14 protein-coding genes and 1 pseudogene are annotated in these 16,645 nt (G+C 62.8%); 8 read left to right on the top strand and 7 right to left on the bottom strand.

Translation table 11 applies throughout. The annotated features are described in order from the left end of the window. Positions 1–40: 40 nt before the first annotated feature. From BLU37_RS02160 to BLU37_RS02145, 4 genes are read right to left on the bottom strand one after another with little or no spacing between them, the layout of a single operon-like run. Complete coding sequence (locus tag BLU37_RS02160) at positions 41–1,405, bottom strand: heavy metal sensor histidine kinase (protein WP_090202098.1); 1,365 nt, start codon at positions 1,403–1,405, stop codon at positions 41–43. After that, positions 1,395–2,075 (bottom strand): heavy metal response regulator transcription factor, encoded by a 681-nt coding sequence (locus tag BLU37_RS02155; RefSeq protein ID WP_010452627.1) that lies wholly within the window; start codon positions 2,073–2,075, stop codon positions 1,395–1,397. Before BLU37_RS02155 ends, BLU37_RS02160 begins: the two co-directional genes overlap by 11 nt. A 9-nt stretch (positions 2,076–2,084) precedes the next feature. Continuing rightward, entirely contained in the window at positions 2,085–5,180 is a 3,096-nt protein-coding gene (locus BLU37_RS02150) for a multidrug efflux RND transporter permease subunit (protein ID WP_090202097.1), read from the bottom strand. After that, a complete protein-coding gene (locus BLU37_RS02145) occupies positions 5,177–6,340 on the bottom strand; it encodes an efflux RND transporter periplasmic adaptor subunit (RefSeq protein WP_090202096.1) in 1,164 nt (387 codons plus the stop codon). The genes BLU37_RS02150 and BLU37_RS02145 overlap by 4 nt, the downstream gene beginning before the upstream one ends. 373 nt (positions 6,341–6,713) lie before the next feature. Between BLU37_RS02145 and BLU37_RS28955 the strand changes: the two genes are divergently transcribed. From BLU37_RS28955 to BLU37_RS02115, 8 genes and pseudogenes are all read left to right on the top strand, one after another. Next, positions 6,714–7,037 carry a hypothetical protein gene (locus BLU37_RS28955; RefSeq protein WP_157696363.1) on the top strand — a complete coding sequence of 108 codons (324 nt, stop codon included), beginning with the start codon at positions 6,714–6,716 and terminating at the stop codon, positions 7,035–7,037. 412 nt (positions 7,038–7,449) lie between these two features. Beyond that, the gene (locus BLU37_RS02140) at positions 7,450–8,007 is read left to right on the top strand and encodes a fimbrial protein (RefSeq protein ID WP_010452637.1); all 558 of its coding nucleotides are present in this window, start codon (positions 7,450–7,452) and stop codon (positions 8,005–8,007) included. Between the two features lie 58 nt (positions 8,008–8,065). Then, positions 8,066–8,794 carry a fimbrial biogenesis chaperone gene (locus tag BLU37_RS02135; protein ID WP_232000452.1) on the top strand — a complete coding sequence of 243 codons (729 nt, stop codon included), beginning with the start codon at positions 8,066–8,068 and terminating at the stop codon, positions 8,792–8,794. 221 nt (positions 8,795–9,015) lie between these two features. Next, positions 9,016–11,472 carry a fimbria/pilus outer membrane usher protein gene (locus BLU37_RS02130; RefSeq protein WP_090202094.1) on the top strand — a complete coding sequence of 819 codons (2,457 nt, stop codon included), beginning with the start codon at positions 9,016–9,018 and terminating at the stop codon, positions 11,470–11,472. After that, on the top strand, positions 11,469–12,248 hold the full coding sequence (locus tag BLU37_RS02125; RefSeq protein ID WP_232000451.1) for a fimbrial biogenesis chaperone: 780 nt from the start codon (positions 11,469–11,471) through the stop codon (positions 12,246–12,248). The genes BLU37_RS02130 and BLU37_RS02125 overlap by 4 nt, the downstream gene beginning before the upstream one ends. After that, positions 12,241–13,224, top strand: coding sequence for a fimbrial protein (locus BLU37_RS02120; RefSeq protein WP_172832990.1), 984 nt, complete (start codon positions 12,241–12,243; stop codon positions 13,222–13,224). Before BLU37_RS02125 ends, BLU37_RS02120 begins: the two co-directional genes overlap by 8 nt. Further along, positions 13,142–13,624 (top strand): annotated as a pseudogene (locus BLU37_RS29780) (PAS domain-containing protein); the annotation flags it as partial. The gene BLU37_RS02120 and the pseudogene BLU37_RS29780, both read left to right, overlap by 83 nt. Before the next feature lie 255 nt (positions 13,625–13,879). Next, a complete protein-coding gene (locus BLU37_RS02115) occupies positions 13,880–14,932 on the top strand; it encodes a methyl-accepting chemotaxis protein (protein WP_408003693.1) in 1,053 nt (350 codons plus the stop codon). Between the two features lie 11 nt (positions 14,933–14,943). Here the strand turns inward: BLU37_RS02115 and BLU37_RS02110 are convergent, their stop codons facing one another. The 3 genes from BLU37_RS02110 to BLU37_RS02100 all read right to left on the bottom strand — a co-directional run bounded on the left by BLU37_RS02110 (position 14,944) and on the right by BLU37_RS02100 (position 16,644). Beyond that, a complete protein-coding gene (locus tag BLU37_RS02110; RefSeq protein WP_090202091.1) occupies positions 14,944–15,696 on the bottom strand; it encodes a YkgJ family cysteine cluster protein in 753 nt (250 codons plus the stop codon). A 98-nt stretch (positions 15,697–15,794) separates the two neighbouring features. Then, complete coding sequence (locus BLU37_RS02105) at positions 15,795–16,118, bottom strand: hypothetical protein (RefSeq protein ID WP_010452649.1); 324 nt, start codon at positions 16,116–16,118, stop codon at positions 15,795–15,797. A gap of 37 nt (positions 16,119–16,155) precedes the next feature. Then, positions 16,156–16,644, bottom strand: a complete 489-nt coding sequence (locus BLU37_RS02100) for a GNAT family N-acetyltransferase (protein ID WP_090202090.1) — start codon at positions 16,642–16,644, stop codon at positions 16,156–16,158. Between the last annotated feature and the right edge of the window lies 1 nt (position 16,645).

Here is a 16,645-nt window from a genome sequence, read left to right as displayed (position 1 = left end):
GCTAATCGTGGTGTCGCTCAGGGCGCATGACGGTTGATCATCACGCGGGCAGATGGATACCGAAGGTATTGACGCCGGCACCACTGCGCACGAATACATCACCGCCATGCATCAGCGCGATCGCCTTGACGATCGCCAGCCCCAGGCCGTGGTTGGCGCCGCTGTTGCTGCGTGACGCGTCGACCCGGTAGAAACGTTCGAACAGGCGCGACAGGTGTTCGCTGGCGATGGTCTCGCCAGGGTTGGAGACCGCGATCGTCACCTGGTCGCCCTCCTGGTCGATGTGTACCGTGATTACCTGGCCGGGCGCGGTGTGCTGTACCGCATTGCTCAACAGATTGATCAATGCCCGGCGCAGATGGGCAATCTCGATCCGCACCTGCGCATCGCCACTGACGTCGACCCGGACCTGGGCGTCTTCGAGAATGAAGTCGAGGTAGTCCAGGGTCGTTGCGACCTCGGCGGCCAGCGAGGTGCTGATCAGTTTGGTGGCCTTGCTGCCCTGGTCGGCGCTGGCCAGGAACAGCATGTCATTGATGATCGAGCGCAGACGTTCCAGTTCCTCCAGGTTCGATTGCAGCACTTCGAAATAATGCTCGGCAGAGCGGCCGCGTGTCAGCGCCACCTGGGTCTGGCCGATCAGGTTGGTCAGCGGCGAGCGCAGTTCGTGGGCGACATCGGCGTTGAACGATTCCAGTCGTGAATAGGCCTGCTCAACGCGCTCCAGGGTCGAGTTGAAGGAGTTGACGAACTGGCTCAGCTCCGGCGGCAATGGCGACAGTTGCAGGCGGCCGGTCAGGCGCGGTGGCGCCAGTTTGCGCGCTTCCTGCGATAGCCTGATCAGCGGCTTGAGGCCGATCCGCGCTACCCAGTAGCCCAGGGCCGAGGCCAGCAGTACGCCGACGATCGCCAGGCTGACCAGGGCGATCAGCAACTGGTGCTGGGTCTTGCGGAAGGTCTCGGTGTCGATGCCGATCAGAAACTGCAGAGGCGGGCGCTGGTCCTTGGCCGGCATCGTGTTGAGCAACACCTTGAACGGGTAGGCGTGCCCCGGCAGGAGCAGGTCGCGCATGCCCTTGGCACCGGCAGCGAAGGCACGGATCTGCGCGTCGGGTGCACCATATTCATAGTTCGGATCGCCGCTGACCACCCAGAAGCGGATACGCTTGTCTTCCTCGCCCAACTGTTTGAGCTTGGCGCTGAACTTGGTCCAGTGGTCCGGGGTGCCGAAACGGTTGATCGAGGACTCGAGCACACTGTAGCGCGCATCCAGTTCAGCCTCGGGGAGCAGGCCCAGACCTTTTTCCACCTGCAGGTACAAGGCGCCGCCGATCAGCAGGAACACCGCCAGCGCGACCAGACTGAACAGCCCGCTCAGGCGCAGGGCAATCGAGTTAGTCGACACCACGGTTCTCCAGCACATAGCCCATGCCACGGATGGTGTGCAGCAGTTTCTGTTCGAATGGCCCGTCGAGCTTGGCCCGCAGGCGTTTGATCGCTACCTCGACGACGTTGGCATCGCTGTCGAAATTGATGTCCCAGACCATCTCGGCAATCGCTGTCTTCGACAGGATTTCGCCCTGGCGGCGAGCCAGTACGCTGAGCAGCGAGAACTCCTTGGCGGTCAGATCCAGGCGCTGCCCGGCGCGACTGGCCTTGCGGCTGATCAGGTCGACCCACAGGTCGGCGACGCTGATCTGTACCGGCTCATGGCCGCCGCCGCTACGCCGGGTGAGTGCCTGCAGGCGGGCCACCAGTTCGAGAAAGGAAAACGGTTTGCCCAGGTAATCATCGGCGCCATCGCGCAGGCCGCGGATGCGATCCTCGACCCGCTCGCGGGCGGTGAGCATGATCACCGGCGTCTGCTTGCGCGCCCGCAGGGCCTTGAGCACGCCGAAGCCATCGAGCTCCGGCAGCATCACATCGAGGATGATCACCGCGTAATCGCTCTCCAGCGCCAGATGCAGGCCGCCGACGCCATCCCGAGCCAGATCGACGGTATAACCCTGCTCGGTCAGACCCCGATGCAGGTAATCGGCGGTTTTTTCTTCGTCTTCGATAATCAGGACACGCATGACCCCGCCTCAATGAGTGATCGCCGGCACGCTGGCCGGTTTGGGCCGATGGAAAAGCCGTTCGAGCCACAAGTATATGATGGGTGTGGTGAACAGCGTCAGCGCCTGACTCACCAGCAGGCCACCGACCACGGCAATGCCCAGCGGCTGGCGCAGCTCGGCGCCTGGGCCGTGGCCGAGCATCAGCGGCAGCGCACCGAGCAGGGCCGCCAGGGTGGTCATGATGATGGGCCGGAAGCGGGTGATACAGGCCTTGTAGATGGCGTCCTCGGGTGTCAGCCCGCCCCGCTGGGCTTCCAGGGCGAAGTCGATCATCAGGATGCCGTTCTTCTTCACGATGCCGATCAGCAATACCAGGCCGATCAACGCCATGATCGAGAAATCCTGGCCCAGCAGCCAGAGCATGATCAAGGCACCTAGGCCGGCCGAGGGCAGGGTGGAAATGATCGTCAGCGGATGGACGAAGCTCTCGTAGAGCACGCCGAGAATGATGTACACCGCCACCAAGGCCGCGAGGATCAGCCACGGCTGGCTGGCCAGGGAACTCTGGAAGGCCTGCGCGGCGCCCTGGAAGTTGCCGCTGATGGCGGCCGGCATGCCGATCTCCTTCTTCGCCTGGTCGAGCATCAGCACCGCATCGCCCAGGGCGACTCCGGGGCTGAGGTTGAACGACAGGTTGGCGGCCGGAAACATGCCATCGTGGGCGATCGACAGCGGACCGCTGGTGGGAACGTCGAAGCGCGCCAGGGCCGACAGCGGGACCATCTCGTTAGTCAGCGGCGAGCGCAGGTAGAAGTAGTGCAGGCTCTCGGCCTTGCCGCGCTGGGCGGCATCCAGTTCGAGGATCACGTTGTACTGGTTGGTCTCGGTCTGGTACTCGTTGACCTGCCGCTGGCCGAAGGCATCATAGAGGGCTTCGTCGACATCGCTGGCGGTCAGGCCGAAGCGCGCAGCGGCACTGCGGTCGATGGTGATGTGGGTGATGCTGCCGCCCAGTTGCAGGTCGTTGGACAGGTCGCGGAACGCCGGGTTGCTCCGCAGTTTGTCGGTCAGGCGCTGGGTCCAGGTATTCAGCAGGTCGCCATCGTTGCTCTTGATCACGTATTGATACTGGGCCCGGCTCGGCCCGGAACTGAGGTTGATGTCCTGGCCGGCACGCAGGTAGAGCACGATGCCGGGGATCTGCATCAGCTTGGGCCGGATGCGGTCGATGAAGGCGCTGGCGGAAACATCGCGCTGGTCCCGGGGCTTGAGGGCGATCCAGAAGCGGCCGTTGGCGATGGTCTGGTTGCTCCCCGAGACCCCCACCGAGTGGGAGAAGGCCTGAACCGCAGGATCGGCAGCGACGATTTCGGCCAGGGCCTTGTGCTTGGCGACCATGGTGTCAAACGACACGTCGGCGGCGGCCTCGGTGGTGCCCAGCACGAAACCGGTGTCCTGGACCGGGAAAAAGCCCTTGGGAATGAACACGTAGCCGGCGATGGCCAGGCCCAGGGTCAGGCAGAACGCGCCGAACATCAGCTTCTGGTGGGCCAGGGCGCGGCGCAGGCCACGTTCGTAGACGGCCAACAGACGCTCGCCGAACGTCGCCTTGGTGTGTTCGTGATGCACCGGGGCGCGCATGAACAGCGAGGCCAGGGTCGGCGCCAGGGTCAGTGAGACCACCACCGAAATCAGGATGGTCGAGGTGGCGGTCAGGGCGAATTCCTTGAACAGCCGACCGACCACGCCACCCATGAACAGCAGCGGGATGAACGCGGCGATCAGCGAGAAACTGATCGATACCACGGTGAAGCCGATCTCTCCTGCGCCCTTGATGGCCGCCTCGCGCATGCCGTCGCCGGCCTCCAGGTGACGGTGGATGTTTTCCACCACGACGATCGCGTCGTCGACCACGAAGCCGACGGCAATGACGATCGCCACCAGGGTCAGGTTGTTGAGGCTGAAGCCCATCACGTACATCAACGCGAAGCTGGCCACCAGGGAAACGCCGAGTACCGCCGAGACGATCAGGGTGGCCGACAGTTGACGCAGGAACAGCGCCATCACCGCCACCACCAGCAGTACGGCGATCAGCAGGGTCATTTCCACTTCATGCAGCGAGGCGCGAATGGTCTGGGTCCGGTCGACCAGTTCCTTGACCTCCACCGAGGCTGGCAGCATGGCTTCCAGGCCGGGCAGGGCGGCCTTGATCCGGTCCACGGTCTCGACGATGTTGGCGCTCGGCTGTCGGGAAATCACCAGGTTCACTGCCGGCACATCGCCGGACCAGGCTTGCACATAGGCGTCTTCGGAACCGCGGATCACCCGGGCGACGTCCTTGAGCTGCACCGGCGCACCGTTTTTGTAGGAGACGATCAGTTCGCCGTATTCCTCCGGCTGGAACAACTGGTCGTTGGTCGACAGCGTCGAGATACTCGATTTGCCGTACAGCGCGCCCTTGGCCAGGTTGAGGCTGGTCTGCTGGATTGCCAGGCGGATGTCCGCCAGGGTCAGGCCGATGGCCGCCAGTCGGTCCGCCGAGGCCTGTACGCGAATGGCCGGCCGCTGCTGGCCGGTGATGTTGATCTGGCCGACGCCGTCGATCTGGCTGAGCTGACGGGCCAGCAGGGTTTCGGCGTAGTCGCTCAGTTCGGTGCCGGGCATCTGCGCGGAACTGACGCTGAGGATCAGCACCGGGCTGTCCGCCGGGTTGACCTTGCGCCAGGTCGGCAGGGTCGGCATGTCCTTGGGCAGTTTGCCCGAAGCGGTGTTGATCGCCGCCTGGACTTCCTGGGCGGCGGTGTCGATGCTTTTGCTCAGGGTGAACTGCAAGGTCAGGGTGGTGGTGCCCAGGGCGCTGCTGGAGGTCATCTGGGTCACGCCGGGAATGGCGCTGAACTGCACCTCCAGTGGCGTCGCCACCGAGGAGGCCATGGTCTGCGGGCTGGCACCAGGCAATTGCGCGGAAACCTGGATGGTCGGGAATTCGGCTTCCGGCAATGGCGCCAGCGGCAGGCGTGGAAAGGCGATGAGCCCGAGCAGGACCAGGGCGAAGGTGAGCAGGATGGTCGCTACCGGGTGATTGATGCACCAGGCCGAGACGCCACGACTGTCCTTGATCATGGTTTGGGCTCCACGGCCACGGCCTGTTCAGCCGGCTTGGGCGAGCCGAGGATTTCGACGATGGAACCGGGCTTGAGTCGCGACTGGCCATCGCTGACCAGCAGGTCGCCGGCTTGTACACCCTCGATGATGTTCTGCTCGCTGTCCTGGTAGGGCACCCGTACCGGCACCACTTCCACACCCTTGTCCTTGACCCGGTAGACGAAGTAACCGTCCAGGCCACGCTGCACCACGGTCGCAGGTACGACCAGGGCGCCGTGGTCGAGGTCGGTCTGGATCCGGATGTTGACCAGTTGGCCCGGCCACAGCTTCTGATTCGGGTTGCGGAACTCGGCCTTGGCCTTGATGGTGCCGGTGGTCGCCGAGACCTGGTTGTCGATCAGCGTCAGATGGCCGGCGCCGAGCAGGCTGTTGCGGTGGTCGTCGTCGCCCAGAGTGGCATCGACCAGCGCCGGACTGGCGGCGCCGAGCAGCCCTTGCAGGGTCGGCAGCATCTGCTGGGGCAGCGAGAACTCGACGGCGATCGGATCGATCTGGGTGACAGAGAACAGGCCCTGGGTATCGCTCATGCGCAGGAAGTTGCCTTCGTCGACGGTACGGATACCCACCCGGCCAGTGACCGGCGAATGGATCTGGGTATAGGACAGTTGCACCTGCGCTGCGGTAATCGCCGCCTGGTTGCCCTGGGCAGTAGCCTTGAGCTGGTTGACCAGTGCTTGCTGCTGGTCGTAGGTCTGTTTCGAGATGCCGTTATCGGCGCTCAGCAGTTTGTAGCGCTTGAGATCGACCTCCGCCACCTGCAACTGCGCCTGGCTCTGTGCCAGTTGTGCCTTGGCCTGGGACAGGCTGGCCTGGATCGAACGATCGTCGAGGGTGGCCAGCAGATCGCCCTCTTTGACCAGTTGCCCTTCCTTGACCAGCAGGCGGGTCAGGATGCCATCGATCTGCGGGCGAATCACCACGCTGTGCAACGACAGGACCGTACCGATGCCACTGGCATAACGGGGGACGTCCCGTTGCGTGACGGGGACGACCTTGACCGGGATCGGCACATTGCCGGCGTGGCGGGGCGCGGTAGGGCGGCTCAGGGCCCAGGAGGCACCGGCGGCGACCAGGACGATCGCCACAAGGCCCAACACGGTTTTCTTTTGAATGTGCATGGTGTCAAAACGCCGGAACCAGTGGTGGAAGGACAATGCTGGCAGAACAATATCGTCTTTATAACCCCATCACCCGGTCAGTACGGTGACCGCTACCTGACACGGCTGTCAGCTACGGCCGGATGCCGGCCGGACAGGCAAATGTCTGAAGTGTCGTTAAAGAAAGAAAACGTGCAGGCGATAAACCGGAAGAACTTACGAGCTTTTTAGCTGCTTGTTTTTAAAGACATGTTTCTGCAAAGCAGGGCGAATGAGGCGCGTGTATGTTTAATTGAATATAAGAAGTCCTACGGATATTCCTCGTTTTTTCAGTGGAGTGCTCTCGTGTAGGCTTTAATTGATAGGGGGTTCACCCTGTTTGGGAGTGGCTGATATGAAATACACACTATCGGTATTCGGTGTCCTGTTGTTGATGGGCGTTTGCTCCAATGTGGTAGCAGCCAATGCGGGGCAGATTCGTTTCAGTGGTCAGATTTTGGAGGCAGCGTGTGAAGTGTCCTCGACCTCGTCGAACAGTCATGGCGTTTCTGAACGAATCAACGTCGCACCCGGCGTCATGGTGCTGGTCGATACTGCGCATAATGCCTGCAGTAATGGCATATTGCCCTTTAATGCACGCTTCCAGCCCTTGCCCAGCAAGGCTTCCAGCGTCAAGGCGACATCCTCCCAAGGTGTCGTGGTTATCACGTATCTGTAAAGTTGTACGTGTATCAGAACATCAGCGAATGCCTGGTCGTATACAGGCAAGCGCTGTTCTGTGAAATATCCGGCATCAAGTTGACTCTGTCTCGCTCAGGTCAGGGTCAGCTGATCTAACTTTTTGATCGATATAATTAAAATATCATCGAAGAGTGTCTGGTCTTGTTCAGGGGGCAGGGACTGGTAATGGATTTCATAGAGAGGACGGCTTTAATTTTAAACACGCTCCTGATCGTTTTTCCGTGCCCATTGAATGACATTTTCTTCTGACGGAGACAGATGTCTTGCCAGCGGGTTGAATCGGCACCCGGAATAAGGCCAGGTCTGATAGTTCAATTCACGATCCGCGACTATATTGGCCGCCACCCAATTGATGGGTGCAAACGATTAACTCGAAGGATTGTGTTCGCATGAAAAAGATTTCCGTGATGTTGGTTCTATTGGGTTCAGCCCTGGGCGTGACGAGTTCCGTCCACGCGGCCAACGGTGGGACGCTGAACTTCACCGGTGCACTGACCAACACCAGTTGCGATGTGTCGTCCGGGGGCGGCTCGGCCGACAATATCCCGGTCGACCTTGGACGGGTTTCCTTTGCCGATATCGGCAACCGTACCGAGGCGCGACTGGGCACGGCCAAGGACATCGATCTGTTGGTGACGTGTCTGCAACCGGCCGCTGAAAGCACCGTGAGCATGTCATTCCGTCCAGCCCAGGCCGACCAGGGCGACCCCTACCTGCTGCCGACCGCTGGCGCCGCCAAAGGTGTCGGGATCGGTCTGGTCCGTCGCGATAGCGATAACTTCCTGAACATCCAGGACCCTGCCGATACCATCGACGGCATCCTCCAGCCCAGCGGTACCGGCTCCAGCGGTACCTTGTCCCTGCGTGCGGTCTTCGTCAAGAACGGTGTCTCCACCGTACCTGGCGCGGCGACTGGCACCGTGCCTTTTGTCCTGACCTACAACTGAGTGAGTGTCCCGAACGGAGCTGCAAGGCTCCGTTTCTTCCGAACAGATGGATCGCAACATGCGCAAGTTGATGAGAGCGCTGATCGGCATGACGCTGGTCACGTGGGCGGCGGGTCAGGCCCAGGCCGGAATCGTGCTCAACAGCACCCGGCTGGTGTATCCGGCGCAAGACAAGGAAGCGGTGCTCAGCGTATCGAACCGCAACAGATCCACCATCCTGCTGCAGTCCTGGCTGGAGGCCGAGGACCCGTCTGCCGCAGACCTGCCGTTCGCCGTCGTGCCGACCCTGGTGCCGTTGCCCGCCGGCGGACGGCAAACGGTGCGGATCATTCATTCCGGCAGCGAGATGCCGACCGATCGGGAGTCGTTGTTCTGGCTGAATGTCCAGGAAATCCCACAGGTCAGCGAACAGGAGAATGTGCTGCAGATCGGTATTCGCCAGCGAATCAAGCTGTTCTATCGACCTCGTCAGTTGCAGGCCGATCCCGAGCTGGCCCCGCAGCAATTGCGTTGGCGCCTGAAACCCGCAGGCGTGCTGGTGGCGAGCAATCCCGCGCCGTTCTACGTCAGCCTGGTGGATATCGAGTTGTTCGACGGCGCGACCCGGCTGCTGCATCGCAAGAACTCGATGCTGGCTCCCGGTCAGGCGCAGGAGTTCATCCTGCCCGCGTCGGTCACCGGGCAGCCGCTCCGGTTGAGCTTCAAGAGCATCAACGATCATGGTGCTGTCGTGCCTTATCGGCTTTCCGACTGGAAAACCGGCCAGGCTCTGAGGGCCGAGGATTAGCTGCTCCGTCGCGCATCCCATTCATTCTCACGTTCGTCGCACCCTCGCAAGAGCCTGTGCGCGTAGGCGTTCGCCTTTAACAAATATCTCAAGACATTGAGTGAAGGTTGCAAATGGATTGGCTTTACCGAAGAACAAAGGAAGTTCTGCTGCCATCGTGTTGCGGGAAAATACAGACCACCGCCTCTTTCCTGTTGCCGGGCAGGAGCCGCCAGACCGGTTTGCCGCTGTCCCTCGGGCTGTGCCTGCTGATTCCGGAACTGGCATTTTCCGAGCCGGTGGGGGAGCGCGTCAGGTTCAACACCGCCTTTATCCATGGCGGCGAGCAGCCAGCGGATATCCATGCCTTTCTGGAGGGCAACAGCGTGCTGCCGGGCACCTATCGGGTCGACATCTACCTGAACCGGGCCCTCAGTGCGCGGCGGGATGTGCGCTTCAGTCGTGACAGCGCGAGCGGGCGCGTGGAACCGTGCCTGACCCTGGACCTGCTGCGGGACCTGGGGCTGGATACCGACCGTCTCGCCAGCCTGGCCGGAGCACCGTCGGATATCGCCGGTGAGCAGTGCTTCGATCTTGGCAAGCTGGAGAGTGCCAGCGTCGACTATCAACCCAACACCCTGGCACTCAACCTCGGCGTGCCGCAGGTCGCGCTGCGGCGCGAGGCCCGTGGCTATCTGTCGCCGGAATTGTGGGACCAGGGTATCAACAGCGGTTTCGTCAGCTATGCCTTCAACGGCAATCGCCGCGAGTTCGACCGGCAGAAAATCAGCAGTTATTACCTGGGCCTGCGCAATGGGCTGAACCTCGGGCCCTGGCGCCTGCGCAACGAGTCGTCGTTGGTGCAGGGCGACTCGCAGGCCACGCGCTTCACCAGCAACCAGACCTATGCTCAGCGTGACCTGACCGCCTGGAAAGGCCAACTGACCCTCGGCGAGACCTACACCGATGCACGGGTGTTCGACAGCGTGCGCTTTCGTGGCGTCCAGGTGGCGTCGGACGACGGCATGTTGCCCGACAGTGAGCGAGTCTATGCGCCGACCATTCGCGGTGTGGCGGAAAGCAACGCCACCGTCGAGATTCGCCAGGGCGGTTATCTGCTGTACAGCTCGAACGTGCCGCCCGGGCCGTTCGAGATCAATGACTTTTACCCCAGCGGTTCCAACGGCGATCTGCAGGTGATGGTGATCGAGGCGGACGGCCGGCAGCGCAGCTTCGTCCAGGCGTTTGCCTCGTTGCCATTGATGCTGCCCAAGGGAAGCTTCAGCTACAGCATCGAGGCCGGCCAGTACGACAGCAACGACAGCCGGCAGGCGAATCCCGGGTTCGCCAGCACCACGCTGATCTACGGCCTGAGCGAGCGGATCACCGGGTTCGGCGGGGTGCAGTTGGCTGACGCGTTCGAGGCCAGCAACCTCGGAGCCGGGGTCAATACCGGGTTGGGCGCGGTTTCGGCTGACCTGACCCATTCGGTCAGCCATCAGGCCGGCACCGATCTGGGCGGCCAGAGCCTGCGACTGCGCTATGCCAATACCCTGAATGCGACCCGAACCACCTTCGCCCTGGCCGGTTATCGTTATTCCAGCGAGCAGTACCGCAGCTTCGAACAGCATGTGGATGGGCGTGACCACCTGGCGCGCAATCCGATCGGTCGGGCCCGTGATCGCTTCGACATCACCCTCAGTCAGCCGCTGGAGGCCGGGACGTTCAGCTTCACCGCGCTGGAGCAGCGGTTCTGGAACCTGCCGGGCAAGTCGCGGCAGTTCAATGCCACCTATGGCGGTTACTGGCGCGATCTCAGCTACAGTCTGTCCCTGGATCGCAGCCGTTCGACCGACCTCGACGGTCGGATTGCCACCGACCACCAACTGACCCTGACGCTGTCGCTACCGCTGGGTCGCCCTGAAAGCTCGACCCGCGCCTCGCTGACCGCGGTCCGCGACAACCAGGGCGACGCCAGCGTGATGGCCGGCCTGAGCGGACGTGTACTGGACCGTAATGCCTTCTACTCGGTACTGGCCGGTCATGATGGCAGTGGTGGTCGAACCGGTTCGGCCAGTGTCAATGCGACGACCTCGGTCGGCCGGTTCGAGGCCGGCTACAGCCATGGTCAGGACTTCAACAGTTGGAATCTGGGGGCACGGGGCTCGCTGGTCGCCCATGCGGGTGGGGTGAACCTGGGGCAGTCTTTGGGTGACACCTTCACATTGGCCGAAGTGCCGGGTGTGGCGGGCGCGCGTTTCAACAGCTTCGCGGGGGTTGAAACGGGACGCAACGGTTTTGCCGTGGTGCCGTATGTCCAGCCTTATCGTGCCAACTGGGTCAGCCTGGATACCCGTCGCCTGGGCGCCGATATCGAGGTGGAAAATGCTATCGCCCAGGTGGTGCCACGGCGTGGCTCCTCGACCCACGCCGTGTTCCAGGCCAGCACTGGGCGTCGGGTGCAGTTCGAGCTGCGCCTGACCGATGGCAGTGCCCTGCCGTTCGGGGCCAGTGTCCAGGATGCGCAGGGCAAGGCGTTGGCAGTGGTCGACCCGACCAGCCGGGCACTGGTGCTCAGCGATCGGCAAGAGGGAACGCTGCAGGTTAGGTGGTCCGGGCGCAGTTGCCAGTTCCCGTTCCGTCTGCCGCCCCGCGACCCGCAACTGACCTATGACCGGGTCCAGGTGGTCTGCCAGTGAACGGTCGGCAGTTGTGGCTCCTGATGCTGGGCCTGGTCACGATGGCTCCGGTGCTGGCGAGTGTCTCCCTGAGTGGCACGCGGCTGGTGTTCGACGGGCGTTTTCCTGACGTGAGCATCGAAGCCCGCAATCGCGGGCGCCAGGAGGTGCTGCTGCAAGCCTGGCTGGAAGGTCACGAGGAGGCCCGCTCGGACCCCTTGCCGTTCGTGCTGACCCCGCCGATCTCGCGGTTGGTGCCCGAGGGGCGGCAAGCCTTGCGGCTGATGTATGCAGGGCGTGGCATGCCGACGAGCCGCGAGTCGCTGTTGCATCTTTATGTGATGGAAATTCCCCGTGCCCCATCCGGCGAAGGCCGTTTGAGCATTGCCATTCGCCAGCGGATCAACGTGCTGTTCCGACCGCCTGGGCTGGCCGGTGATCCGGCGCTGACCCCGCAACACCTGCGCTGGGTGCTGGAACGCGATGCCAGCGGGGTGCTGCGGCTCAAGGTGGAAAACCCGACGCCGTTTCACGCGGCGCTGCTGAGTCTGGAACTGGCCGACGAGCAGGGTCGCCATCTTCTGGGCGATGACCTGCTGGTACCGCCGGGTGGCCGCCGTGAATTGCTGTTGACCTCGCGCGCCCTGGGCGCCCGTCAGGCCTGGCTGCGGTTCAACGCCCTGACCGATTACGGCGGCCAACGAACCTACCGGGCCCGATTCGATTTCGGTGCTCCTTTCAGTGCGTCGCTGGTTGGCGACGCTTCTCTTTCACAGAGTGGATCTGCCCATGATTAAGCTGTCTCCCATGACCTGGCGACGTTGCCTGTTGCTGCTCGGATTGTTCAGCCCCGCCAGTTGCTTTGCCCTCACCTGTACCCTGCAAGGCAGCGGGGCGCTGGTGGCCAGTGCCGACCTCGGCAGCAGTGTGGCGATTCCTGCGTCGGCGCCCAATGGCACATTGGTCTGGCGTTCTGAACCGCTCAACCTGGCCGTCGAGTGCGTCACGGATAGTCAGTCGACAGCGGCCCAGGACATCTATATCCATCTCAACCCGGCGCGCCAGGTGGTCGGCCAGGGTATTCGCCTGGGGCTGACTCACGAAGGTGTCGACTATCGTCAGAGCAGTGGTCGCATAGCCACCGGCCGCAGCCTGCCGGCCTGTGTCGGTGCGCAGGGCTGTGCGCCGTTGCGCTTCAATCTGGGGTTTTCCCTGTTCATCGAAAAGTTCGGCCCGACACCGCCCTCGGGTGTGGCCAGTCAGTTGCAGGATTACCGGTTGTTCCAGCTCGACGGCAGCAGTGGGCCAGGCAACGAGGGCCATTCGCTCAACTACGTGATCAATAACCTGGCTGGTTTGCGCTTCGTTGCCTGTGATGCGCAATTGCAAGTCATCCCCGAGACCATCGACTTTGGGCCGATCGCCATCCAGCACGTGGTGGTGGGGCAAGTGGTCGAACGGCGGCCGTTCGCCTTGCACACCAGCCGTACCTGCGACAGTGCCTTCAGTCTCGATGCCCGTCTGAAACCGGTGTCGGGAACCCTGGCCGGGGATTTGCTGATACCTAAAGGCAATGACGGTGTCGGTATCCGTATCGTCAGGGCCGGCGGCGGTGCGCCGATTCCGTACAACCGTTCGTTTCATCTGGCCGAACTGCTGGGCGGCACCCAGGCCGCCACCGCGCGGTTCGATGCCGAACTGCTGTGGAACAGCGACCGGCCCAAGGCCGGTCCATTCGCCGCCGAGGTTGTCGTCGATCTGTTCTACAAATGATGGCCTGCGGGCGCGCTGGCCTTATCGCCTGAAGCTGATCTGGATCAGTGTTTTGGATTTTGGTCCGCTTAGAGTCGACGCCCTGCTGACCCTACCTCATCATCCGAGCGCGTCCCTCATGAAGATCAATCTCCCGGTTACCGGCCGAAACGTCGAGGTCGCTCGCGACGCCAATATCCTTTCGACCACCGATCTGAAAGGCTGCATTACCTACGCCAATCCGGATTTCATCCGGATCAGTGGCTACAGCCAGGAAGAGTTGCTGGGCTCGGCGCATAACCTGCTACGCCATCCCGACATGCCGCCCGAAGCGTTCGCCCATCTGTGGCAGAGCCTCAAGGCTGGCCGCCCGTGGATGGGCATGGTGAAGAACCGCTGCAAGAACGGCGATCATTACTGGGTCAGCGCCTACGCCACGCCAGTGAGCAAGAGCGGCCAGACCGTCGAATACCAGTCGGTGCGGACCCAACCCACGGCCGCGCAGGTCGAGGCTGCCGAACGTGGCTACGAACAATTGCGCAGTGGCCGCCGCTCATGGCGCCAACGCCTGCCAAGGCTCGGCTTGTCGCACCGGCTGGCGCTGCAGTCCAGTCTGGCATTCGCCGCAGCCCTGGCGTTGGGGCAATGGTTTTCACCGCAACCGCTGTTGTTCGAACTGGGTTTGTGGGTTGTGGGCAGCGCCTTGTGTTGCGCGACCATTCATGGCGTCTTGCGCCCGCTCGGCCGCTTGACCGAGCGCGCGCGCGATCTGGCCGACAATCCGTTGAGCCAGGCGATCTACACCGGCCGTAGTGATGAGTTCGGCCAGATCGAGTTCGCCCTGCGTATGCTCGAGGCCCAGGTCGGTTCGGTGGTCGGGCGCATCGGTGATGCTTCGCAGCGTCTGTCCGGGCACGCGCAGGAGTTGGTTCGGCATATCGAGAGCAGTCACAGCAGCACCCTGGAGCAGCAGGCGGAAACCGATCAGGTCGCGGCAGCCATTCACGAGATGGCTGCCAGCGTTGCCGAAGTCGCCAGCAATGCCCAGCAGGCTTCGGTGGCGGCCGACCTGGCCGGCAGCGAGACACGTGACGGTCATCATCTGGTGGGCGAGAGTCGCAGTTCGGTGCTGCGCCTGGCCGAAGAGCTGGCTCGGGCGACCGAGGTGATTCATCACCTGGAAAACCACAGCAGCGAAATTTCCAGTGTGCTTGAGGTGATTCGCGGTATTGCCGAACAGACCAACCTGCTGGCGCTGAATGCGGCCATCGAGGCGGCGCGGGCGGGCGAGCAGGGGCGTGGTTTCGCGGTGGTGGCCGATGAGGTGCGTGGGCTGGCTCAGCGGACCCAGCAATCGACCAGCGAGATCCAGCGGATGATCAGCAACCTGCAGGACGGTGCACGGGAGGCGGTGCTGGTCATGCGGCAAAGCAGCCAGCATGCCGAAGACAGCGTGCAGCAGGTACAGCAGGCCGCCGAGGCCCTGAGCGGCATCAACGAACGGGTCAGCCGGATCACCGAGATGAGCCTGCAGATTGCCGCGGCAGTGGAAGAGCAGAGTGCGGTCAGCGAAGACATCAATCGCAACATCATGAGTATCCGCAACGCCTGCGAAGTGACCGTCAGCGCCGGGCAGCAGAGCCATCTCAATTCCGGCGACGTCGCCGGGCTGGCGGATGACCTGCGCTCGCTGGCGCAGGAGTTCTGGGGGCGTGGCAGCCGGGTGTAGTTGCCGGGTCGTCAGGCCGCGCGCAGGGGAATGAACGTATAGGTCAGCGGCGTATCGCTGACCACCCGCGCTCCCGCTGCGCGCAGTTGCTCGGCAATGTCGTGGCCGGAGACGTGAAACGCCCATTCGTTCTCGGCAGGCCAGTGCGACTGTTGTTCCACACGCTCAATGGCCTGGGCGAACGCATTCATCTGTGGCAGGTAGGCGGTGAAACCATCGCCCTTGAGTGCCGTGGTGTGAATACCCAGGTGGGCGCAGATGGCTTGCTTGGCCCGAATGTCGTCACGGTCGGCCTGGCGCGAATCCTCGATCAGCCGCGCCAACCCGGCATCCACCAACTGGCCGCTCCTGATCAGCAGCGGTTGCTCGGTCAGCCATGATTCCGGCGGGCACTCCTTGGCCGTTGGCCGGAGCGGAATGTGCGGATTGATTTCCATCGGATAGATGCGGCACACCAGTGGTCGCCGTTCGTAGATCCGGCAGAGCAAGCGTTCGTCAAGATTCCGGCAGGGGCCGACATTGTAGGCGGCGAAGGTGATCGCCACGCGCGCTTCGGTACTGCCGCAGGGTACTCCCCAGGATCGGCGTTGCGCGTGTTCGCGCTGCTGCGGCGTTATGCCGGTGCCATCCGGCAGGAAGGCTTCCACCAGCACAATGACTTGGCCGCCGTCGTCGGCCCACTGCCGGGCTTCGGCCAGGGTCAGCGGGACATGGTGATCGGTGCAGCATTTGCCGCAGCCTACGCAGGAGAAATGGGTGTTCATGGACTGACCGACAACAGGGCTGTGACTGGCGTAGTGACACAAACCCGACAGGCCGTCACCACATGGACTCTGAACGAAGCAAGTTGTGCGCCAGTCGCTCAGTGGCTGCGTGCCGGCATCACCGAGTCCCATTCGGTCACGGCAGCGGTCTTGCTCTTCTTGTTGTACAGGCAGAGTTCGGTGCCCGGCTGGTTTTTCATGTGGGCCTGAGGGTATTGGCCGCGAAGCAGTACCGCGGTGTAGCCGACCTTGTCGTCGAACTGCGCCGGATTGCCCAGCGCTTTCACGTTCTTGAGGCTGCTGGCCTTGGTGCAACTGGCGAGCACCGCCTTATTGTAGGCCGCCCACTCATTGGGACCGGATGCATGGGCCTGGCTGGCCAGTGTGGTGAGGCTGATGAAGATCAGGGTGGAGGCTTTCATGGCAGGTCTCCTGAAGGTGCATCCGGCAAAAACGCGATTATGCCTGAGCCGGGCTGACTTCATAGCGCTGGATGAAGCGCATGCCGGCGGCATCGTACAGGCATCGGGCCGGCAGGTTGTCTTCCATGACCTTGAGATCGACGAACGCTTCACCCCGCGAGGCGAAGACCTGGAAGGTATGGCGCAGCAGCGCCTGGCCCAGACCCTCGCCACGGCGGCGAGGGTGGATCACCAGGTCCTTGATGTAGGCGCTGGTCCAGCACTGGGCGACGCCGACCAGGCCCTGTTCGTCCATGGCGAGCAGGCACAGGCTTGGATCGAATTCGGCATCGCAGGTGAAACGCTCGCGCCAGTTCGAGAAGTCCTCGATCTCCAGGTCGTCGTCATGGGCCTGTATCAACAGGGCGTGTACCGCCTCCATCTGTTCCGGGTGCAATGCCTCCAGGCGAATGTCCGCCGGCCACTGCGGTACCTCGAGCAAACCGTCGAGGTCCTTGCGCAGCAGCAAGCAGTGGCACTGGGACATT

The sequence above is a fragment of the Pseudomonas asplenii genome, from assembly GCF_900105475.1.
GTDB lineage: Bacteria > Pseudomonadota > Gammaproteobacteria > Pseudomonadales > Pseudomonadaceae > Aquipseudomonas > Aquipseudomonas asplenii.
Note: the sequence above shows the minus strand (reverse complement) of the source record. Positions and strands in the feature narration are given on the sequence as shown.